Source organism: Streptomyces canus (assembly GCF_001514145.1).
GTDB lineage: Bacteria > Actinomycetota > Actinomycetes > Streptomycetales > Streptomycetaceae > Streptomyces > Streptomyces canus.
Map to the genome: position 1 here is coordinate 601,663 of NZ_KQ948659.1, position 21,115 is coordinate 622,777.

At 73.1% G+C, this 21,115-nt stretch carries 16 protein-coding genes; 3 read left to right on the plus strand and 13 right to left on the minus strand.

Annotation, left to right across the window (positions count from 1 at the left end):
• Positions 1-8: 8 nt before the first annotated feature.
• The gene (locus tag AQJ46_RS16360; RefSeq protein WP_107117274.1) at positions 9-1,082 is read left to right on the plus strand and encodes a LacI family DNA-binding transcriptional regulator; all 1,074 of its coding nucleotides are present in this window, start codon (positions 9-11) and stop codon (positions 1,080-1,082) included.
• The gene (locus AQJ46_RS16365) at positions 1,079-2,983 is read left to right on the plus strand and encodes a DUF2264 domain-containing protein (RefSeq protein WP_059206266.1); all 1,905 of its coding nucleotides are present in this window, start codon (positions 1,079-1,081) and stop codon (positions 2,981-2,983) included. The genes AQJ46_RS16360 and AQJ46_RS16365 overlap by 4 nt, the downstream gene beginning before the upstream one ends.
• Here the strand turns inward: AQJ46_RS16365 and cobC are convergent.
• Genes cobC through cobM form a run of 6 tightly spaced genes read right to left on the minus strand, consistent with a single transcriptional unit; the run spans position 2,931 to position 9,224 of the window.
• A complete protein-coding gene (cobC, locus tag AQJ46_RS16370) occupies positions 2,931-3,998 on the minus strand; it encodes an Rv2231c family pyridoxal phosphate-dependent protein CobC (RefSeq protein ID WP_059206267.1) in 1,068 nt (355 codons plus the stop codon). The genes AQJ46_RS16365 and cobC overlap by 53 nt on opposite strands.
• Complete coding sequence (locus tag AQJ46_RS16375) at positions 3,988-4,914, minus strand: sirohydrochlorin chelatase (protein WP_059206268.1); 927 nt, start codon at positions 4,912-4,914, stop codon at positions 3,988-3,990. Before AQJ46_RS16375 ends, cobC begins: the two co-directional genes overlap by 11 nt.
• The gene (locus AQJ46_RS16380) at positions 4,911-5,501 is read right to left on the minus strand and encodes a precorrin-8X methylmutase (protein WP_059206269.1); all 591 of its coding nucleotides are present in this window, start codon (positions 5,499-5,501) and stop codon (positions 4,911-4,913) included. The genes AQJ46_RS16375 and AQJ46_RS16380 overlap by 4 nt, the downstream gene beginning before the upstream one ends.
• Entirely contained in the window at positions 5,498-7,180 is a 1,683-nt protein-coding gene (gene cobJ, locus AQJ46_RS16385; protein ID WP_059206270.1) for a precorrin-3B C(17)-methyltransferase, read from the minus strand. The genes AQJ46_RS16380 and cobJ overlap by 4 nt, the downstream gene beginning before the upstream one ends.
• Entirely contained in the window at positions 7,177-8,406 is a 1,230-nt protein-coding gene (locus AQJ46_RS16390) for a bifunctional cobalt-precorrin-7 (C(5))-methyltransferase/cobalt-precorrin-6B (C(15))-methyltransferase (RefSeq protein WP_059206271.1), read from the minus strand. The genes cobJ and AQJ46_RS16390 overlap by 4 nt, the downstream gene beginning before the upstream one ends.
• Positions 8,403-9,224 carry a precorrin-4 C(11)-methyltransferase gene (gene cobM / locus AQJ46_RS16395; RefSeq protein ID WP_059206272.1) on the minus strand — a complete coding sequence of 274 codons (822 nt, stop codon included), beginning with the start codon at positions 9,222-9,224 and terminating at the stop codon, positions 8,403-8,405. Before cobM ends, AQJ46_RS16390 begins: the two co-directional genes overlap by 4 nt.
• A gap of 95 nt (positions 9,225-9,319) precedes the next feature.
• On the opposite strand from cobM, the gene AQJ46_RS16400 reads away from it, so the two are divergent.
• Positions 9,320-10,048 (plus strand): ZIP family metal transporter, encoded by a 729-nt coding sequence (locus AQJ46_RS16400; RefSeq protein ID WP_059206273.1) that lies wholly within the window; start codon positions 9,320-9,322, stop codon positions 10,046-10,048.
• A 26-nt stretch (positions 10,049-10,074) separates the two neighbouring features.
• On the opposite strand, the gene cobI is transcribed toward AQJ46_RS16400, so the two are convergent.
• The 7 genes from cobI to AQJ46_RS16435 are packed head-to-tail and all read right to left on the minus strand — an operon-like array spanning position 10,075 to position 21,042.
• Positions 10,075-10,821 carry a precorrin-2 C(20)-methyltransferase gene (gene cobI, locus AQJ46_RS16405; RefSeq protein WP_057618234.1) on the minus strand — a complete coding sequence of 249 codons (747 nt, stop codon included), beginning with the start codon at positions 10,819-10,821 and terminating at the stop codon, positions 10,075-10,077.
• The gene (locus tag AQJ46_RS16410) at positions 10,806-12,356 is read right to left on the minus strand and encodes a cobyrinate a,c-diamide synthase (protein ID WP_059206364.1); all 1,551 of its coding nucleotides are present in this window, start codon (positions 12,354-12,356) and stop codon (positions 10,806-10,808) included. The genes cobI and AQJ46_RS16410 overlap by 16 nt, the downstream gene beginning before the upstream one ends.
• Positions 12,353-12,952: a cob(I)yrinic acid a,c-diamide adenosyltransferase gene (gene cobO, locus AQJ46_RS16415; protein ID WP_059206274.1), complete on the minus strand. Its 600-nt coding sequence runs from the start codon at positions 12,950-12,952 to the stop codon at positions 12,353-12,355. Before cobO ends, AQJ46_RS16410 begins: the two co-directional genes overlap by 4 nt.
• Positions 12,952-14,943: a putative cobaltochelatase gene (locus AQJ46_RS16420; protein ID WP_059206275.1), complete on the minus strand. Its 1,992-nt coding sequence runs from the start codon at positions 14,941-14,943 to the stop codon at positions 12,952-12,954. The genes cobO and AQJ46_RS16420 overlap by 1 nt, the downstream gene beginning before the upstream one ends.
• On the minus strand, positions 14,940-18,596 hold the full coding sequence (gene cobN / locus AQJ46_RS16425) for a cobaltochelatase subunit CobN (protein WP_059206276.1): 3,657 nt from the start codon (positions 18,594-18,596) through the stop codon (positions 14,940-14,942). The genes AQJ46_RS16420 and cobN overlap by 4 nt, the downstream gene beginning before the upstream one ends.
• Positions 18,593-20,104: a cobyric acid synthase gene (locus tag AQJ46_RS16430; protein WP_059206277.1), complete on the minus strand. Its 1,512-nt coding sequence runs from the start codon at positions 20,102-20,104 to the stop codon at positions 18,593-18,595. The genes cobN and AQJ46_RS16430 overlap by 4 nt, the downstream gene beginning before the upstream one ends.
• Positions 20,101-21,042, minus strand: coding sequence for a cobalamin biosynthesis protein (locus tag AQJ46_RS16435; RefSeq protein WP_059206278.1), 942 nt, complete (start codon positions 21,040-21,042; stop codon positions 20,101-20,103). Before AQJ46_RS16435 ends, AQJ46_RS16430 begins: the two co-directional genes overlap by 4 nt.
• Between the last annotated feature and the right edge of the window lie 73 nt (positions 21,043-21,115).

Sequence of the window (21,115 nt, forward strand, 5' to 3'; positions counted from 1 at the left end):
AGAACGACATGACGGACACGGGGTCCAGACGGCGGGTCACGATCCGTGAGGTCGCCGAGCGCGCAGGGGTGTCGATGGCGACGGCCTCGCGCGCGCTCAGCGGCAACCATCCGGTGCCGGCCGCGACCCGGGCCCGTGTCCTGCGTGCCGCCCGCGATCTCGACTACGTCGCCAACGCGCATGCCCGGGCACTGGTCGGCGGGGGCCGCAAGATGGCCGCCGTCGTCGTCCGGCAGGTCACCAGCCCCTTCTACGCCCAGGTCGCCGAGGGAGTGGAGGCCGAGGCCGCCGACCGCGGTTGGCTGTGCGTGGTCGGGGCGACCGGCGGGGATCCGCAGCGGGAGATGGAGTTCGTGCAGCTGATGCGGGAGGAGGGGGCCCGGCTGGTGATCCTCGTCGGCGGGGTCGTCGAGGACGAGGCGTATCGCTCGCGCGTGGCCCACTACGCGCAGGCCCTCGACTCCTCCGGGGCGCGGCTGGTGCTGTGCGGCCGTCCCGCCCCGGATCCCGACATCCCGGCGCTGGTCGTCGAGTTCGACAACGAGGCGGGGGCCCGGGCGATCACCGGGCACCTGCTGTCCGCGGGGCACCGGCGGATCGTCTTTCTCGGGGCGCTGCCCGGGAACACGGCCCTCGACGCGCGCGTCGCGGGATACCGGGCCGCGCTCGCCGAGCACGGGCTGCCCCCGGCCGCCGCGCGGGTCGTCGACTGCGGCCTCGGGCGGGCGGCGGGGTTGCGGGCGATGACCGAACTGCTCAAGGAGACAAGGGAGTTCACGGCAGTGGTCGCCGGAGACGACATGGTCGCGGCGGGGGCGTTGCGAGCCATTGCCGACGCCGGGCTCGGGGTGCCGGCGGACATCTCCGTCGTCGGCTACAACGACATCCCGCTCGCCGAGGACTTCAACCCACCCTTGACGACGGTCCGGACACCTGCCGAGGAACTCGGCCGCGCCGCCGTACGCATCGCCCTGCGCGACCCCGAACACGCCGCCGGGAGCCGTCATCTGCTGGGCACCCACATCGTCGTACGCAAAAGCGTCGCCCCACCACCGACCGACGGAGGACTCACCCCCGTATGACCGCGCCGCATGTGTCGCCCCCCGACGACCCGACGCACCACCCCGACCTCCCGCCCACCGACCCCCTCCTGTCCCCCCTCACCGGCTGGACCCGCGCGCACTGGGAAGCCGTCGCCGACCGGCTGCTCGACGGGCTCCTGCCCTACGCCACGCCAGGCTTCGCCCAGTACCGGCTGCCCGGGCCGCCCAGCCACTCCGGGGCCTGGTCCGACGGCCTCGAGGGGTTCGCGCGGTCCTTCCTGCTCGCCGCCTTCCGGATCGCCGGGTCGGCGGGGCGGGTCGGCCCCGCGCTCATCGAGCGGTACGCCGCCGGACTCGCCGCCGGCACCGATCCGCACCACCCCGAGCACTGGCCACCGATCGCCGACCGTGCCCAGCCGATGGTGGAGGCCGCCTCGATCGCCCTCGCACTGCACGAGTCCCGGCCCTGGCTGTGGGACCGGCTCGACGACAGTGTGCGGGGCCGGGTGGCCGAGTGGCTCGGCCGGTTCGTCGGGGCGACCGCCAACGACTCCAACTGGCGGCTCTTCCAGGTGATCACGGAGGAGTTCCTGGCCTCCGTCGGCGCCCCGCACAGCCGGGAGGAGATCGACGCGGGCCTCGCCCGGTTGGACGACTGGTACCGGGGCGGCGGCTGGTACACCGACGGGGACGGGAAGAAGTTCGACTACTACAACGCCTGGGCGCTGCACCTGTACCCGGTGCTCTGGGCCCGGATCGCGGGACCGCGCGCCGACCCGGGGACCGTGTCCCGCCACCGCGACCGGCTGCGGGAGTTCCTCGGCGTCCACCAGTACTTCTTCGGCTCCGACGGCGCCCCCGTCCACCAGGGCCGCTCCCTCACCTACCGGTTCGCGGCCGCCGCCCCGCTCTGGGCGGGAGCCCTCGCCGACGCCACCCCGCTGCCGCCCGGCGTCACCCGCCGCCTGGCCTCCGGCACCCTGAAGCACTTCACCGAGCGGGGCGCCCCCGACGAGCGCGGCCTGCTCACCCTCGGCTGGTACCGACCGTTCGGGGGAGTGCTCCAGCGCTACTCGGGCCCCGCCTCCCCGTACTGGGCGAGCAAGGCGTTCCTCGGCCTGCTGCTGCCCGCCGACCACCCGGTGTGGACGGTCCCGGAGGAGACCGGTCCCGTCGACACCACCGACACCGTCCTCGCCCTCCCCGCTCCCGGCTGGCTGATCCACTCGACCGCTTCCGACGGCATCGTCCGCCTCGTCAACCACGGCACCGACCGCCTCCCGCCCCCGCCCGCGGCCGACGACGACAGCCCGCACTACGCCAAGCTCGCCTACTCCACCGCCACCGCCCCCGAGACCCCCCTCGGCCCCGACAACCACCTCGCCCTGCTCGCCCCCGACGGCACCCCGTCCTCCCGCGGCCGTATCCACCCGCTGCACTGCGAAGGCGGCAGGGCCGCCTCCTGGCACCTCGCACGCGGGCACCGTGTCGAAACGGTGAGCGTGGTCCACGGGCCATGGGAGGTACGCGTGCACCGCATCCCGGTGGACGACGTCCCGGTGCGGGAAGGGGGTTGGGCCCTCGCCGACGACAGCGGGCCGCCGATCGCCGAGCGGGGGCCCGGCTGGGCGCGGGTCCGCCGGGCCGCGGACGGACTGACGAGCACCGTCGTCGGACTGTACGGCTGGGGCGAGGCCGGCGGCACGGTCGTGGCGGCCGAGAACACCAACGCCTGCGGCCGGTACTCGGCGACCCCCGTCCTCGAAGGCACCGGTGCTCTCCTGGTCACCCTCGTGGCCCTCGGCACCGACGTACCGGTCACCGGCGCGGACGCCACGCTCACCCCCGGCGGCACTGTCGAGATCCGCTTCCCCGACGGCACCCGCCTCAGTGCCGGGCCAGCGTCACCGCCTGATCCAGGGCCTGCAGAAAGGAGTTGACAGTCGCCCGGTCCCGCACCGCCAGCCGCAGCCACTCCTCGCCGAGCCCCGGGAACGTGTCCCCGCGCCGCACCGCGAAACCGAGATCGCGCAGATGCCGTCGTACGACAGCCGCCCTCGGCAGTCGTACGAGGACGAAGGGGCCCTGTGCCGGCTCGACCACGCGAAGCCCGTCCGAGGCGAACTCCCGCAGCCCGGCGACGAGATGGGCCCGGTCGGTGGCCACGCGGTGGGCCGCGTGGGCGGCCTCCGCCACGGCGCGCGGCTCCATGCAGGCCAGGGCCGCCGCGAGGGCCGGTGTGGAGACCGGCCACAGCGGCTGGGCCCGCTCCAAAGCGGCGATCGTCTCCGGGGCGGCGAGGACGTAGCCGATCCGGAGCCCGGCCAGGCCCCAGGTCTTCGTCAGGCTGCGCAGGACGACGAGGCCGGGCACGTCCGTCCGCCCGGCCAGGGCCTCGCGCTCGCCCGGCACCGCGTCCAGGAACGCCTCGTCCACCACCAACGTCCGCCCGGGACGGGCCAGTTCCGCGATCGTGGCGGCCGGATGCAGGACCGACGTGGGGTTGGTCGGATTGCCGACGACCACCAGGTCGGCGTCCTCGGGGACCGCCGCCGGGTCGAGCCGGAAGCCGTCCTCCTCCCGCAGCAGCACCCGGTCGACGGTGTGCCCGGCATCCCGCAGCGCGGCCTCCGGCTCGGTGAACTGCGGGTGCACCACCACCGGGTGACGAACCGTCAGGCCGCGCGCGAGCAGCACGAACGCCTCGGCGGCCCCCGCCGTCAGCAGTACCCGTTCCACGGGCACCTCGTGCCGGGCCGCCACCGCCGCCCGCGCCGCCCGCCCGTCGGGATAGGCGGCGAGCCCGGCCAGCGATCCGGCGATCCGCTCCCGCAGCCAGAGCGGGGGAGTGTCCGCGCGGACGTTCACGGCGAGGTCGGTGAGCCGCGCCCCGTCGTCCCGCACCTCGGCGTCGCCGTGGTGCCGCAGGTCGTGGCCGGCTCGGTCAGTGCGCATGGGTGTGGGCGCCGTGGTGGTGGCCGTGGTGATGATGGCCGTCGTCGTCCGGGTGGAAGTGCGGCTGCTGCGGCAGACCCACCTTGTCCTCGAAGCCCGGCAGCGCGATGCGGTACACGCACGAGTCGCAGTTCATCCGCAGATCGCCCTTGACGGCCTCCTCGTACCGCTCCATCACCAGGTCCAGCAGCTCCGGCTCCGGACCGATGACCTCCGCCGAGCGCACCTCGACCTCCGGATGCGCGGCCGCCCAGCCCTCGGTCTGCTGCTTCACCCGGTCCGGCAGGATCCCGGTGAACAGGAAGTAGGGCAGCACGACGATCCTGCGCGCCCCCAGGGCCACACACCGGTCGAGCCCGCTCGGCACGTCCGGCGCGGCCAGCGACACGAACGCCGTCTCCACGCCCGCGTATCCGCGCCCCTCCCACAGCAGCCGGGCCGCCTTGTACACCTCGGCGTTGGCGTCGGGGTCGGTGGAACCCCGCCCGACGAGCAGCACGGTCACGTCCGCCCGGTCCATGGAGGTGCGTGCGCCGGTGGCGCCCAGCGCCTCGTCGAGACGCCGCTCCAGGACGTTCAGCAGCGCCGGGTGCGGGCCCAGCGGACGCCCGTAGGTGTACGAGATCCCGGGGTGCCGTTCCTTCTCGCGGGACAGCGCCGCCGGGATGTCGCCCTTGGCGTGGCCTGCGGACACCAGCATCAGCGGTACGGCGGCGAACCTGCGGACACCGCGCTCCACCAGCTCGGCCACCGCGTCGGTGAGCGGCGGCGGGGAGAGCTCGATGAAGCCGCCAGCGACGGGCAGTTCGGGGTGGCGGGCCCCCAGCTCCCGGACGAAGTCACGGAACGCCTCGGCTCCGGCCTCGTCCCGGGTGCCATGACCGGCGATGAGCAGGGCGGGCGGCGGGGTGGTCACGATGTCTCCTCGGACGGGTGAGTGGGGTGGTACAGCAGGGCGTTGAGCGCCGCGGAGGCGACCGCCGAACCGCCCTTCTCGGACACGTTGCTCACGGCGGGCAGCCCGCTCTCGCGCAACGCGGCCTTGGACTCGACCGCGCCGACGAAGCCGACGGGCAGCCCGATGACGAGCGCCGGGGCCGCGTCCAGGGTCAGCAACTCCTCCAGCGCGGTGGGCGCGTTGCCGATCACCCAGATCGCCCCCGGGCCGACCTGCTCGTGTGCGAGGCGGATGGCGTGGGCCGAACGGGTCAGCCCGGGCCCCGACTTCGCGTCCCTCAGCCGGCAGACGGTCTCCCGCCGGGTGATGCCGGCCGCGACCATCTCCACGTCCGTGACCACGGGCGCGCCGGAGTGCAGCGCGGTGTGCGCCTTCTCCAGGTCGCCCTCGTCCATGACGAGATCGGTGGCGTACTCCAGATCGGCGGCGGAGTGGATGACCCTCTCCACCACCGCCCGGGTCAGCGGCGGGAAGTGCGAGGTGTCCAGGCGGGCACGCAGCCGCCGGTAGGACTCCACCTCGATCGGGTGGACGACACGGTTCACTTGGCGCCCTCCTGCCAGCGGTAGCCGCGCGGCGTCACCATGCGCCCCGCGATGTCGCGGGTCGCCGTGTTGCCCACGGTCACGACCGTCATCATGTCGACCGTGGCCGGGTCGAGAGCGGCCAGTGTCGTCAGCCGGGCGGACTCGTCCGGCCGCGAGGCGTTCCGTACGACACCGACCGGCGTCGCCGGCTCCCGGTGCCCGGCGAGGATCGCCAGCGCCTTGGGCAGCTGCCAGTCCCGGCCCCGGGAACGGGGGTTGTAGAAGGTGACCACGATGTCCGCCTCGGCAGCGGCCCGCACCCGCCGCTCGATGACCTCCCACGGCGTGTGCAGGTCGGACAGGCTGATGGACACGTGGTCGTGGCCCAGCGGGGCACCGAGGATCGCGGCCGCCGCGAGCGCCGCGGTGACGCCGGGGACGCCGATCACGTCGATGTCGTCGGAGGCCTCGGCGAGCGCGGGGGAGGCCATGGCGTACACGCCGGCGTCCCCGCTGCCGATGAGCGCGACCGCCTGACCCTTGCGCGCCTCGGACACGGCGGTCCTGGCCCGCTCCTCCTCGGCCCCGAGCCCCGACTCCAGGATCCGGGTGCCGGGCCGCAGCAGATCACGGATCTGGTCGACGTACTGGTCGAGCCCGACCAGCACCGAAGCGCGCCGCAACTCCGCCTTCGCGCGGGGCGTGAGCAGGTCCCGGGCGCCGGGACCGAGCCCCACGACCGCGAGCCGGCCGCGCGCGGGACGCCGTACGACGGCGCAGGTCGCCATGGCGGGCCGCGCGGCCGACTTCCGCTTGGGGACGAGGAGTTCACCGCCGCCGATCAGCGCGGCAGCCTCGGCGACGGAGGGGGTGCCCACGGCCGCGAGGGGCGCGTCCGACGGGTTGGGCACCTCGACGGCGGCCAACTCCTCGGCGGCGTACGTGACCAGGGGCACGCCGAGCCGCTCGGCCGCCGCCACGATCCCCGGCTCCTGAGCCTTGGCGTCCACGGTGGCGAGTTCGGCGACCGACTTCAAGGAGAGCCCGGCCCCGCGCAACGAGTCCTCGATCAGGTCGAGTACCTCCTCGACGGGCGCGCCCCTGGAGGCACCGACACCGACCACGACGGTGGGCGGACGCAGCACGACCTCCCGCTCGGAGAGCTCGACGAGCCGGTCCGTGACCCGGATGCCGTACGCCCCCTCCCCGGCGACCGGCAGCGGCGGCAGCGGCCAGAGCGACTCGTTGTGCAGGGCGACGGGTTCCCCGTCCAGCAGCGCCCGTGAAACGGCGGCCACCGCGCCCTCCACCGGCAGCCCGAGCGTGTCGAGCCCGGCCACCCCCACCGCGTCGGTCGCCGTCGTCACCACGGGCTCCGCACCCAGCAACTCCCCGGCCTCCCGGGCGAGTTCATTGGCACCGCCGCCGTGCCCGCCGACCAGGGACACGGCGAACCGCCCGCCCTCGTCGACACACACCACACCCGGGTCGGATGCCTTGTCGCCGAGCAGCGGCGCGATCAGCCGTACGACCGCCCCCGTGGCCAGGAAACACACGAGCTGCTCGCACTCCGCGAACGCCCGCCGTACGGCGTCGCCCACGGGCCCGTCGTACACGCGCGTACGGTCCGGCCATGCCGCGGCCAGCCGGTCGCGTGCCGCCGCCCCCGCCGCGGTGGCGGAAATGAGGCCGATCACTGAGCAACTCCTTCATGAGAGACGGGGTTTCTGGCACCCCACAGCAGAAAGACCGGATTGGTCGCCGCGAGCCGGGTCACGTCCCCGGGCAGCGGTGCGAGGCGGGACGACTGGAGCAGTACGCCGTCGCAGTCGAACCCGGCGTCGGTGAGTGCCGCGCGTACGGCCGGCACCCGGTCGAGCGCGGCCATCGCGACGACGACGCTCCGCCGGGCCCGCCGCGCGCACACGGCGACGATGTCGGGCAGTTCGCGTCCACCACCGCCGACGAACACGGCGTCCGGGTCGTCGAGTTCCGCGAGGGCGTCCGGCGCGGACCCGTGCACGACCCGTACGTCGACCTCGTGTGCGGCCGCGTTGGCGCGGATCCGTTCGACGCCGTCGGGTGTCTTCTCGACCGCGACGACGGCGGCGCCGAGCCGCGCGCACTCCACGGCCACGGACCCGGAGCCCGCGCCGACGTCCCACACCAGATCGCCGAGCCGCGGTCCGAGCCGGGCCAGCGCCAGCGCCCGCACCTCGAACTTGGTGATCATCGAGTCCCGGTGGGTGAACTCGCCCTCCTCGAGAGCCCATCGGACGGGCGGGGCCGCGGGCCCGGCCACCGTGCGCACGGCACCGAGCGCCCGCGACTCGTCGAGACACAGCACGACACTCACCGCCGTACCCCAGTCCCGGACGGCGGCCTCGGCGGGGGTGACACGCTCGACGCGTTCGTCGTCGGTACCCAGGGCGGAGGCGACGACGAGAACACGGGTGTGGGCCGTGAGCGCCGCCCCCAGCTCGGCGGGACCCGCCCCCGGCCCCGTCAGCACCGCCACCTTCGGTCGTGCGCGGCACACGTTCACCGCCGTACGGAGATCACGCCCGTGCGCGCTGACCACCACCGCGTCGTCCCACGACAGTCCGACCCGCGCGAAGGCGGCGGCGACGGAGGAGACCTGGGGCCGCACGTCCAGCGCGGCGGGCCCGAACCGCTCGGCCAGCACCCGCACGATCCCGAAGAACCCGGGGTCGCCCGAGGCCAGCACGACCACCCGCCGTTCCTTCTCCAGGTACTCCGCCATGGTGTCGAGGGCGGGAGCCAGCGGCCCGAGCACGATCCGCTCCGCGGCCTCCGGCAGCCGTACGGCATCCAGGTGCCGCCGCCCGCCCACCACCAGTTCGGCGCCGGCCAGGCACTCCTGGGGCGGCGCCCCCGTCCCCGTACCCACGACCGTGATCACGTGCCGGCACCCCGCGCCGCGCGCAGGGCCCGCCGGGCCTCCGGGTCGGCCTTGCGGTACCCGTGGAAGTGACCGGGGTGGTAGAGGTGCGACCGCGTGCCCTCGGAGTCCAGCGCCGGGCCGACCAGGAAGAGCGTGTGCTTCCAGAGCTTGTGCTCCTTGACGGTCTCCTCCAGCGTCTCGATCGTGCACCGCACGACCAGCTCCTCCGGCCAGGTCGCCTGGTAGGCGACGACGACCGGCGTGGAGGTCGGATAACCGCCCTCGAGCAGCTCCCGCACCAACTGCCCGCTGCGCGCCGCCGACAGGAAGATCGCCATGGTGGTGCCGTGCTTGGCGAACTCCCGCACCTCCTCGCCGGGCGGCATGGGCGTCTTGCCGCCGCCGAGCCGGGTCAGCACGACGGACTGCGCGACCTCGGGGATGGTCAGCTCGCGCTGTGCGAGCGCGGCGACCGCGGAGAACGCCGAGACACCGGGTACGACCTCGGTCTCGATGCCGATCCGCGCACACCGGTCGAGCTGCTCCTGCGTACCGCCCCACAGGGCGGGGTCGCCGGAGTGGATCCGGGCGATCTTCAAGCCCTCGTCGCGCGCCCGCTCGTACACCGCGACGACATCCTCGAGCGACATCGTCGCCGAGTCGAGGATCTCCGCGTCCTCGCGCGCGTGCTCGAGGACCTCCGCCTGCACCAGGCTCGCGGCCCAGATCACGACGTCGGCCTCGGCGATGGCGCGCGCGGCCCGGAACGTCAGCAGATCGGCGGCGCCGGGGCCGGCACCGACGAAGGTCACCTTGCCGGTGGGGGCATCGGCCATGGGAATCGGTCCTCTCGTTGCAAAAGGTGTCAAGGGTGTCGCCGGTGCGGTGGCCGGATGTGCGCGAACGGGGGTTGATCGGATACCAAGGCCCTATGGCGGTCTTCGTCGCGCTCGGCGCGTTCCTGATGACGCTGGCCGGCGGCTGGACGGCACAGCGGGTGACCGACCGCCGTCATCTGGTCCTCGGACTGGCCGGCGGCCTGATGCTCGGCGTGGTCGGCCTGGACCTGCTGCCGGAGGCGCTGCACGCGGCCGGCGACGAGGTCTTCGGCGTCCCCGCGGCCCTGCTCCTCTTCGTGGCCGGCTTCCTGCTGGCCCATCTGGTGGAACGTCTGCTGGCCGCCCGTCAGGCGGCGCACGGCGGCGAGGAGAAGGACGGCAGGGCGCCCGAGGTGGGCCTCACGGCGGCGGCCGCGATGGTCGGCCACAGCGCCATGGACGGCGTGGCCATCGGCGCGGCCTTCCAGGTGGGCGGCGGCATGGGTGCCGCGGTCGCGCTCGCCGTTGTGGCCCACGACTTCGCGGACGGCTTCAACACGTACACGATCACGAGCCTGTACGGAAACGCCCGCCGCAGAGCGCTGGGGATGCTGTTCGCGGACGCTGCGGCCCCGGTGGTGGGCGCGGCCTCGACGTCGTTCGTGACCATCCCGGAGGGTCTGCTCGGCGGCTACCTCGGCCTCTTCGGCGGCGCGCTCCTCTATCTCGCGGCGGCCGAGATCCTCCCCGAGGCCCACCACGAACACCCCGCCCGCTCGACTCTGCTGTGCACGGTCGCGGGCGTGGGTTTCATCTGGCTGGTGGTGGGCCTGGCCGGCTGATCCGGCTCCGGCGGCTCTGGAGGGGTTCACAACTTGCCACCCCGCGTGCCGTCCCGCCGTGCGGGCGCGATGAGGGTGGAGAGATACGGCAGGGGCGCCCCGTCGAGCTCACCGGCGGGCCGGATGGACTCGGCCTCCATGCCGAGCGCCGATCCCCATACGGCGTCCTCGATCCGCCCGGTCTCCCTGAGCGCCTCGGCCACCTCACCGGCCAGCCGCCCGAACTTGTACGCGACGACGGTCCCGGGCCCGTTGAGGGCGTCCTTGAGAACGGCGGAACCCGCGGTGACGGGCACGAGCGTGAGCGGCTCGGTGCCCTCGGTCAGTACGGCCCCGGAACGCGCAGCCAGATCCTGCATGGCGGTGATCCCGGGCACGGTCTCGACGACGGCGTCGGGCACGAGCTCGCCGATGGTCTGGGCGAGATAGGTGAAGGTCGAATAGACGTTGGGGTCGCCGATGGTGGCGAAGGCGACGCACGCGTGGGCGGCGAGCAACTCGGCGACCCGCTCTCCGGCCGCGTCCCAGGCGGCCTCGCGCCGGGCGTGATCACTGCGCTCGTTGAGGGCGAAGACGACCCGGACGATCCTCTCCTGGGGCACGTAGTGCAGAACGGTGGCCTCGGCCCGACCCTTCTCACCCGTGTCCATGACCGGCACGACGACCACGTCGGCGGCGCGCAGGGCGTTGACCCCCTTGACGGTCACCAGCTCCGGATCCCCGGGCCCGACCCCGACCCCGATCAACCTGCTGCTGCTCATGACGTCCGGCACCTCTCCACGAACCGACGGGCGACACCGGGCACCGAGGCCCAGTGCGTGTGCAGATAACTCGCGTGCACACCACGCTGTACAAAACCCTCGAGCCGCCGCCGGGGCACCCGCACACCCCAGGCCGCGGCGTCCCCGGCCGCCGGCTCCACCACGGTCCGGTGGAACTCGTGCCCCCGCATCCGTGTCCCGGCGACAGCCAGCGAACTGTCGCTGACGGCGACGGCGTCCCGATACCCGAGGGTGAGCGTGTCCTCCATGCGGGCCGAGGCGTCGAGCACCCCGCACATGGGCTGCCCGTCGAGCTCACGGCACAGATAGAGCAGGCCGGCACACTCGGCGGCGACGGGAGCGCCGGTCTCTGCGAGGGCTGAAACGGCCTTGCGCAGCGGTTCGTTGGCGGAGAGCTCGGCGGCGTAGACCTCGGGAAACCCGCCCCCGATGACCAACCCGCTTGCCCCGACGGGCAGTTGCTCATCGCGCAGGGGGTCAAAGACGATGACCTCGGCACCGGCGGCGGCGAGCAGCTCGGAGTGCTCGGCGTAGGAGAAGGTGAAGGCGGGCCCGCCGGCGACAGCGACTCGTACCGGCCCGTCGGAAGCCGGGTGCGGCTGAGTGGGGGCTGGTCGCACAGTTCCCCACGCCCCTGGGTGGGCGACCTGAGCCGAATCCAGCCCCTCCGGCGTTTGCGTCAATCCAGCCCCTCCGGCGTTTGAGAAGCGGGGGTCCGGGGGCGGAGCCCCTGGTGGGGGTCCCCCCTCTGGGGGAGGGACGGGTAGGGGCGGCGGGGGCGAAGAACCTAGGACCTCAGCCGCGTCCCAAGCCGCACAAGCCAACGCACCCGCACCACGTGCAAGCCCCATCAGAGCCTCCAGATCACACCCCCGCTCCACCTGCGCAGCCATCGCCGCGACGGCGTCCACCGCCGCCCCCCGCCGCTCGGCGACCGGCACCAGCCCCAGATGCCGAGACGGCGTGTCCACCTGGGCCACTCGCCGCAGCACCCCGAACACCGGCACCCCGGCCGACTCCAACGCCTCCCGCAACAACTCCTCATGACGGTCGGACGCGACCTTGTTGAGGATCACGCCCCCCACCCGCACCTCGGGATCCCACGACGCGAACCCGTGCACCAGCGCGGCGACGGACCGGGACTGCCAGGAGGCGTCGACGACCAGCACCACGGGCGCCCGCAGCAGCTTCGCCACATGAGCCGTGGACGCCAGCTCCCCTTCCCCCGCGGCCCCGTCGAACATCCCCATCACCCCCTCCACGACGGCGATGTCACACCCGCGCGCCCCGTGCAGGAACAGCGGAGCCACCAGCTCCGGCCCGCACAGATACGCGTCGAGATTCCGCCCCACCCGCCCGCTCGCGAGCGCGTGATACCCGGGATCGATGTAGTCCGGCCCCACCTTGTGCGGAGACACGGCGAGCCCCCGCGCGGCGAACGCGGCCATCAACCCCGTGGCAACGGTGGTCTTGCCGCTGCCGGACGACGGCGCGGCGATGACCAGCCGAGGGACGGAAGAAGTCACCACTCGATGCCCCTCTGCCCCTTCTGGCCGGCGTCCATGGGGTGCTTCACCTTGGACATGTCGGTCACGAGATCGGCGAAGTCGACCAGCTTCTCGGGAGCGTTGCGCCCGGTGATGACCACGTGCTGGGTCCCGGGCCGATTCCCGAGCACGTCAAGAACCTCATCCGTGTCCACCCACCCCCAGTGCATCGGGTAGGCGAACTCATCGAGCACATACAGCTTGTACGTCTCGGCGGCGAGGTCCCGCTTGACCTGCTCCCAGCCCTCCCGGGCCTTCTCCTCGTTGTCCATCTGGGCATCGCGCTGCACCCAGGACCAGCCCTCGCCCATCTTGTGCCAGTCGACCGACCCGCCCTCTCCGGACGCCCCCAGCACGCGCAGCGCGTTCTCCTCGCCGACCTTCCACTTCGCCGACTTGACGAACTGGAACACCCCGATGGGCCACCCCTGGTTCCAGGCCCGCAGGGCGAGCCCGAAAGCGGCGGTCGACTTCCCCTTGCCGATGCCCGTGTGCACCACCACCAACGGCCGATTACGACGCTGACGAGTCGTCAGCCCGTCCTCCGGCACCACACTCGGCTGTCCCTGAGGCATTACGCGGCCCTCCTCTGTACGTCCTTCACCAGTCCGGCGATCGAGTCGGCCCGCAACTCGTCCAACGTCACCGCAGTGCCGTCCAGGTCACCCGCGAGCTGCCCGGCGAGCCCCAGCCGCACCGGCCCGGACTCACAGTCGACGACGACGGAGGCGACGCCGTCCGCGGCGAACAGCCGGGCCGCCCGCCCTGCGAGCGCGACCGGCTCGGGCCCACCGGTGGCCCGCCCGTCCGTCACCACGACGACCAGCGCCCGCCGCGCGGGATCCCGCAGCCGCTCCACCCGCAGCACCTCGTGCGCCCGCAGCAGCCCGGCCGCGAGCGGGGTACGCCCACCGGTCGGCAAGGTCTCCAGCCGGGCGGCCGCGGCGTCCACCGAGGACGTGGGCGGCAGGGCGACCTCCGCCGCCGACCCCCGGAACGTCACCAGCCCCACCTTGTCCCGGCGCTGATACGCGTCGAGGAGCAGCGACAGCACGGCCCCCTTCACCGCGCTCATCCGCTGCCGCGCCGCCATCGACCCCGAGGCGTCGACGACGAACAGCACGAGATTCCCCTCGCGCCCCTCCCGCGTCGCCTGCCGCAGATCGTCCCGCCGGACGACGAGCCCACGCCCCGTCCGCCCCCGCGCCCGCTGATGCGGGGCGGCCGCCTGCACGGTGGCCGCCAGGTGCAGCTTGGTCAGGGCCCCTTGGGGCCGCCGGGCACCGGTCGTCCGCCCGTGCTCGGTCCGCGCACGGGACCGCCGCCCGGCAGCGCCGTCGCCGAGCCCGGGCACGCTGAGCACCTTGGTGCGGAAGGGCTCGGAAGCCCGAGCGGCGGACTGCTCGCCGGAACCGGCACCGGACGGCTGCGGCTCGCCACCGTCCCCCGCCTCCGGCTGCGCACCGGAACCCCCGTCGGCCTGCGGCCCGTCGGACGACGGCGGCTGCCCGCCATCCCCACCGGGCCCGTCCGGGTCGGGATCCTCGTCGCCCTCGCCGCTGAACTCCTCCAGCGTCTCGTCGAGCTTGTCCTCGTCAAGTCCCGGCGCGTCAAAGGGGTTACGGCGTCGGCGGTGCGGCAGCGCGAGGAGCGCGGCCTGCCGCACGTCCTCCGCGAGCACATCGGTCCGCCCGGCCCACGCGGCCAGCGCGGTCGCGGTGCGCGCCATCACGATGTCGGCTCGCATGCCGTCCACCTCGAACGCGGCACAGGTCGCCGCGATCTGCCGGAGCGCCCCGTCGCCCAGCCGCACCGACGGCAGCAACTCCCGTGCCGCGACGATCCGTTGCCGTACGGCACGCTCCTCGTCCGCCCAACGGGCCGCGAACCCGGCCGGATCGTCGTCGTACGCGAGCCGCCGCCGCACGACCTCCACCCGCTGGTCCGGCTCCCGCGAGGCCGCGACCTCGACGGTCAGTCCGAACCGGTCGAGCAACTGCGGCCGCAGCTCGCCCTCTTCGGGGTTCATGGTGCCGACCAGCAGGAACTTCGAGGCGTGCCGTACCGAGACGCCCTCCCGCTCGACGTACGACGCCCCCATCGCGGCGGCGTCGAGGAGCAGGTCGACCAGGTGGTCGTGGAGGAGGTTGACCTCGTCGACATAGAGGATCCCGCGGTGGGCGTCGGCGAGGAGTCCCGGCTCGAAGGCCTTCACTCCCTCCGCGAGCGCCCGCTCGATGTCGAGGGCGCCGACGAGCCGGTCCTCGGAGGCGCCGACGGGGAGTTCGACCATGCGGGAGGGGCGCATGCCGCCGCTGCCCGCCTCGTGCGGACCGTCCGGGCACGACGGGTCCGGTGCGACGGGGTCACAGGAGAAACGGCAACCGGGGACGACCGCGACCTCGGGCAGCAGAGCCGAAAGGGCGCGCACCGCAGTCGACTTGGCGGTGCCCTTCTCGCCGCGCACCAGCACACCGCCGACCGCCGGCGACACGGCGTTCAGCAGCAGCGCGAGCCGCAGGTCCTCCTGGCCGACGACGGCCGTGAACGGAAACGGGGTACTCACTTCTCGTCACCCTCCAAGTCGCCCTCGAGCTCCAGGTACGTGGCCCGCAGCCGCTCCAGCGTGTCCGCGTCCGGCTCGGCCCACAGTCCACGGTCGGCGGCCTCCAGGAGCCGCTCCGTGATGCCCCGCAGCGCCCAGGGGTTGGACTTCTTCATGAAGTCCCGGTTCTCCGCGTCGAAGACGTACTCCGCGCTGAGCTTCTCGTACATCCAGTCGTCGACCACGCCCGCCGTGGCGTCGTAGCCGAAGAGGTAGTCGACGGTCGCCGCCATCTCGAAGGCGCCCTTGTAGCCGTGCCGGCGCATGGCCGCCATCCAGCGCGGGTTGACGACCCGGGCCCGGAAGACCCGGTGGGTCTCCTCACCGAGCGTCCGCGTCTTCACCTGGTCCGGGGTGGCCGAATCGCCCACGTACGCCTCGGGGTTGGCGCCCGTGAGGTGGCGCACCATGGCGACCATGCCGCCGTGGTACTGGAAGTAGTCGTCGGCGTCGACCAGATCGTGCTCACGCGTGTCGACGTTCTTCGCGGCGACGTTGATCCGCTTGAACGCGGTCTCCATGTCCCCGCGCGCCGCCCGCCCGTCCAGCCCGCGCCCGTAGGCGTAGCCGCCCCACACCGCGTACACCTCGGCGAGGTCGGCGTCCGAGCGCCAGTTGCGGGCATCGATCAGCGGCAGCAGACCGGCACCGTACGCCCCCGGCTTGGACCCGAAGATGCGGGCCGTCGCGCGCCGCCGGTCACCGTGCTCGACGGTGTCCTCGTCGGCGTGCGCCTTCACGAAGTTCTGGTCGGCCGGCTCGTCCAGCTCGGCGACCTTGCGGACGGCGTCGTCGATCAGTCCGACGACGTGCGGGAACGCGTCCCGGAAGAAGCCGGAGATGCGGACCGTGACGTCGATGCGCGGCCGGCCGAGCTCGGTCAGGGGGACGACCTCGAAGCCGGTGACCCGCCGCGAGGCCTCGTCCCACACCGGACGGCAGCCCAGCAGCGCGAGGATCTCGGCGATGTCGTCGCCCTGCGTACGCATCGCGGACGTACCCCAGACCGTGAGCCCCACGGACTTCGGGTACTCGCCGGTGTCGGTCAGGTACCGCTGCACGAGCGAGTCGGCGAGCGACTGCCCGACCTCCCAACTCAGCCTGGACGGAATGGCCTTGGGGTCGACGGAGTAGAAGTTCCGGCCGGTCGGCAGGACGTTGACGAGACCGCGGGTCGGCGAGCCGGACGGCCCGGCCGGGACGTAACCGCCGTCCAGGGCCTTGAGGATGTGCGCGATCTCGTCCGTCGTACGGGCCAGCCGGGGCACGACCTCGCTGCAGGCGAACTCCAGCACGGCGACGGCCTCGGGGAGTTCGGTGCCGAGGACGTCACGCACGAGAGCGGGGACGGCCGTCACGTCCCAGGACACGGCCTCCATGCCCTCCGCGACCCGCCGGCACAGCTGCTCCAGCAGATCGATCGCGTCGGCGGCGCTGCGCGCAGGACCGTCGACGAGGTCGGACAGCTCGACCGGAACCTTCACCGGCGCACCGGGCTCGGCCAGGAGCTCCTTCTCGACCAGCCCGAAATGCTCCGCCAGTGAAGCCCGCAACCCCGGCAGGGCGTTCGCCTGACCGCCCCACACCTGCGAGGCGCGCAGCACGGCGAGCACGAGGTTGACCCGGGCCTCGTCGACCGGTCCGCCGCCGAGGATGTGCAGCCCGTCGCGAATCTGCACGTCCTTGATCTCGCACAGATAGCCGTCGATGTGCATGACGAACTCGTCGAACGCCGCGTCGTCCGGCTGCTCGTCCACATGCAGGTCGTGGTGGAGCTCGGCCGCCTTGACCAGCGTCCAGATCTGGGCGCGCACGGCCGGGGCCTTGGTCGGATCCAGGTCGGAGACGAGGGCGTACTCGTCGAGGAGCTGCTCCAGTTTCGCGAGGTCGCCGTAGGTGTCTGCCCGCGCCATCGGCGGCACCAAGTGGTCGACCACGGTGGCGTGTCCGCGCCGCTTGGCCTGGGTGCCCTCGCCGGGGTCGTTGACGATGAAGGGATAGATCAGCGGCAGTTCACCGAGCACGGCATCCGGCGCACAACCCCCGCTGAGACCGAGTCCCTTGCCCGGCAGCCACTCCATCGTGCCGTGCTTGCCCATGTGGACGATCGCGTCGGCACCGAAAGAGTTCTCGAGCCACCGGTACGCGGCCATGTAGTGGTGGGACGGCGGCATGTCAGGGTCGTGGTAGATCGCGATCGGGTTCTCCCCGAAGCCGCGCGGCGGCTGGATCATCACGACGACGTTCCCGAACTGGAGCGAGGCCAGCACGATGTCGTCCCCGTCGACGTACAGCGAGCCCGGCGGCTCACCCCAAGCGTCCACCATGGCCTGGCGAAGTCCCGGTTCCAGCTGGTCGAACCAGGCCCGGTAGTCGGCGAGCGGCACCCGCGCGGGAGCCGAAGCCAGCTGGTCCTCGGTCAGCCACTCGACGTCGTGTCCCCCCGCCTCGATCAGCCGGTGGATGAGCTCGTCGCCGTTGTCGGGGTATCCCTCGGCGACGTACCCGGCATCCCTGAGGGAGTCCAGCACCCGCACCGCCGAAGCCGGCGTGTCGAGGCCCACCGCGTTGCCGACCCGTGAGTGCTTGGTCGGATACGCGGTGAAGACCAGCGCGAGCCTCTTCTCGGCGTTCGGCTTGTGCCGCAACTCCGCGTGCCGTACGGCGATCCCGGCGACCCGCGCGGCCCGCTCGGGGTCCGCCATGTACACCGGGACGTCGTCGGGTCCCTGCTCCTTGAAGGAGAACGGCACGGTGATCAGCCGTCCGTCGAACTCCGGGATCGCGACCTGCATGGCCGCGTCCATGGGGGACAGGGCGGCGTCCGACTCGTCCCACGCGGCCCTGGACGACGTGAGGCAGAGCCCTTGCAGCACGGGCACGTCGAGGTCCGCCAGCGCCCCGATGTCCCACGCCTCCTCGTCACCGCCTGCCGAGGCCTGCGAGGCGTGGGTGCCGCCGGCGGCGAGGACGGTGGCGACGAGGGAGTCGGCCCGGGCGAGGAGCTCGTAGAGCCCGGCGTCGGCGCCGCGCAGTGAACCGCAGTACACGGGAAGGGCGTTGGCGCCCCGCGCCTCGATCGCCTCGCACAGGGTGTCCACGAATGCCGTGTTGCCGCTGAGTTCATGGGCCCGGTAGAAGAGCACACCGACGGTCGGGCGGCCGTTGTCCGGCGCGAGCGGGCCATGGACACCGTACTCCGGCATCTTCTGCGGCTCGGCGAACCCCTCGCCGGTCAGCAGCACGGTGTCGGACAGGAAGCGGGCGAGTTCCTCCAGGTTCGCGGGACCGCCCTCGACGAGGTACCTGAGTGCCTCGGCCACGACACCGGCCGGTACGGACGACTCGGCCATCAACTCGGCGTCCGGCACGGTCTCTCCGCCGAGCAGCACGGTCGGGACGCCGGAGGCCTTCAGCGCGGCGAGCCCGTCCTCCCAGGCCCGCTTGCCGCCGAGCAGCCGTACGACGGCGATGTCCGCGCCGTCCAGGAGTGCGGGCAGCTCGTCCGTGACGTCGATGCGCGTCGGGTTGCCGATCCGGTACTCGGCACCGGAAGCGGCCCGGGCCGCCAGCAGATCCGTGTCGGCGGTGGACAACAACAACACTGTGCTCATGCGGGCGCTCCCGGTGGAATGAAAGGCAGTCCTTGCGGCGCACCGGACTCGATGAGCCGCCACAGCGCGTCCGTGTCCGCGTGCTGTTCGATCAGGTCGCCGAGCCGGTCGAGCTGCTCCTCGCGCAGCGCGGCGAAAGAGGTGTGGGGGGCCGGCACGAACCGGCGGCCCGCGGCGGCCGCCACCTCCCGCAGGAAGGCCCGCCGGAACCCGTCCGACTCCAGCGAGCCGTGCCAGTGGGTCCCCCAGGTCTGGCCGACGCGGCAGCCGTCCAGGAAGGGTTGGCCCCCGTGGATGTCGGCCACCCCGTGATGGATCTCGTACCCCGCGACGGGCTCGCCGAGGGCTTCGCCCTCCGGCCGGGTCAGCGTCTTCTCCCGCGCGAACCGCACCCTGACGGGAAGGACTCCGAGCCCCTCGACGTGCCCCTGCCGGCTCTCGACCTCGTCCTCGATGTGCTCGCCGAGGATCTGGAAGCCACCGCAGATGCCGAGCACCGGGCGTCCTTGCGCGGCCCTGGTGACGAGGGCGTCGGCCAGCCCGCGCTCGCGCAGCCACTCCAGCGCCCGTACGGTCCCACGGGTTCCCGGGATCACGACGAGGTCGGCGTCCGCCAGCTCCTCCGCCCGGTCCACGAACCGCACCACCACACCGGGTTCGGCGGCCAGGGCGTCGACGTCGGTGAAGTTGGACATCAGCGGAATCGCACAGACGGCGACCCGCAGCACGTCCTCGCCCACCGGAGGGCTCACCGCGGACTCCCGGACCGTCCCCCGCAGGGACACCCGCAGCCCGTCCTCCTCGTCGATCCCGAGCCCGTGCCGGAAGGGCAGAACGCCGTACGTGGACCGCCCGGTGAGCCCGTGGAGCATGTCCAGCCCCGGCTCCAGCAACGAGACGTCCCCCCGGAACTTGTTGACGAGGAACCCCGCGACGAGCGCCTGGTCCTCGGGGGAGAGCAGCGCGACGGTCCCGAAGAAGGAGGCGAAGACGCCCCCGCGGTCGATGTCGCCCACGACCAGCACGGGCAGCCCGGCGTTCCGGGCGATCCCCATGTTGACGATGTCGGTACGCCGCAGGTTGATCTCGGCCGGACTGCCGGCCCCCTCACAGATCACCGCGTCATACGTGCCCCGCAACTCGCCGAGACAGTCGAGCACGGTCCCGAGAAGCTGCTGCTGCCGCCCTCCGTGATAGCCGCGTGCGCTCAGCTCCCCGACCGGCTTCCCGAGCAGCACGACCTGACTGCTCTGCTCACCACCGGGCTTGAGCAGCACGGGATTCATCAGCGCGGTGGGCTCGATGCGGCAGGCCTGCGCCTGCATGGCCTGGGCCCGCCCGATCTCGGCGCCCTCGCGCGTGACGAAGGAGTTGAGGGACATGTTCTGCGCCTTGAACGGCGCGACCTTCACTCCCTGCCGTACCAGCCACCGGCAGATCCCGGCGGTGACGACACTCTTGCCGGCGTCCGAGGTGGTTCCGGCGACGAGAAGACCTCCGCCACTCATGCCGTACGCCCCTTCACGAAGGCCCGCGCGGCGACACCGACGCCGAGCGCGAGCAGCCCGACGCGCCGTGACAGCCGTACGGCGCGCTCGATGTCGTACGTCGCGACGGCGCGGCCCTGCCGATTCAGCACCGGCCGATGCTCGACCCGCCCCGCGTACGAGAGGGTCCCCCCGAGCCGGACACCCAGCGCCCCGGCGAACGAGGCTTCTACGGGCCCGGCGTTGGGGCTCGGATGCTTGGGTGCGTCCTCCCGCCAGGCACGCACGGCACCCCGCGGACTGTCACCGGCCAGAGCGGCGAGTACGGCGGTCAGCCGCGCCCCCGGCCACCCGGCGAGGTCGTCGAGCCGGGCCGAAGCCCACCCGAAGCGGCGGTAGGTGACCGACCTGTGCCCCACCATGGCGTCGAGCGTGTTCACGGCCCGGAACCCGAGCAGCCCCGGCACCCCGGCGACGGCCCCCCACACGAGCGCCCCCACGACGGCGTCGGAGGTGTTCTCGGCGACCGACTCCACGACGGCCCGCGCGATCCCGTCGGCATCGAGTGCCTGAGGATCGCGCCCGCACAGATGCGGCAGCCGCTCCCGGGCCGCCTGGACGTCTCCGGCCTCCAGCGCCCGCCCGATGACCCGGGCCTCCCGCACGAGTGAAGTCCCGCCCACGACGGCCCAGGTGGCGGCGGCGGTGAGGGCGAGGGAAGCGGCACGGGACGGACGTACGGCGTTCTCCGCCACGGCACCGAGCCCCACCGCACCGCCCACACACACGGCGGTGTGCAGCGCCCCCCACCCCCGGTGGTCCCGCCACAACACCCGCTCCACGGCGCCCGCGGCCCGTCCGAACGCGGCGACCGGATGCCCCCGACGGGGGTCACCGAGCAGGAGGTCACCGATCAGACCGGCGGCGGCGCCGTACGCGAAGACGCGATCGGCACGCACCGGCTCAGCCGATCGCGGGGTCGTTCAAGTGCCTGGAACTGCAGGTGGATCGGCAGGCGAGCATCGCGTCATG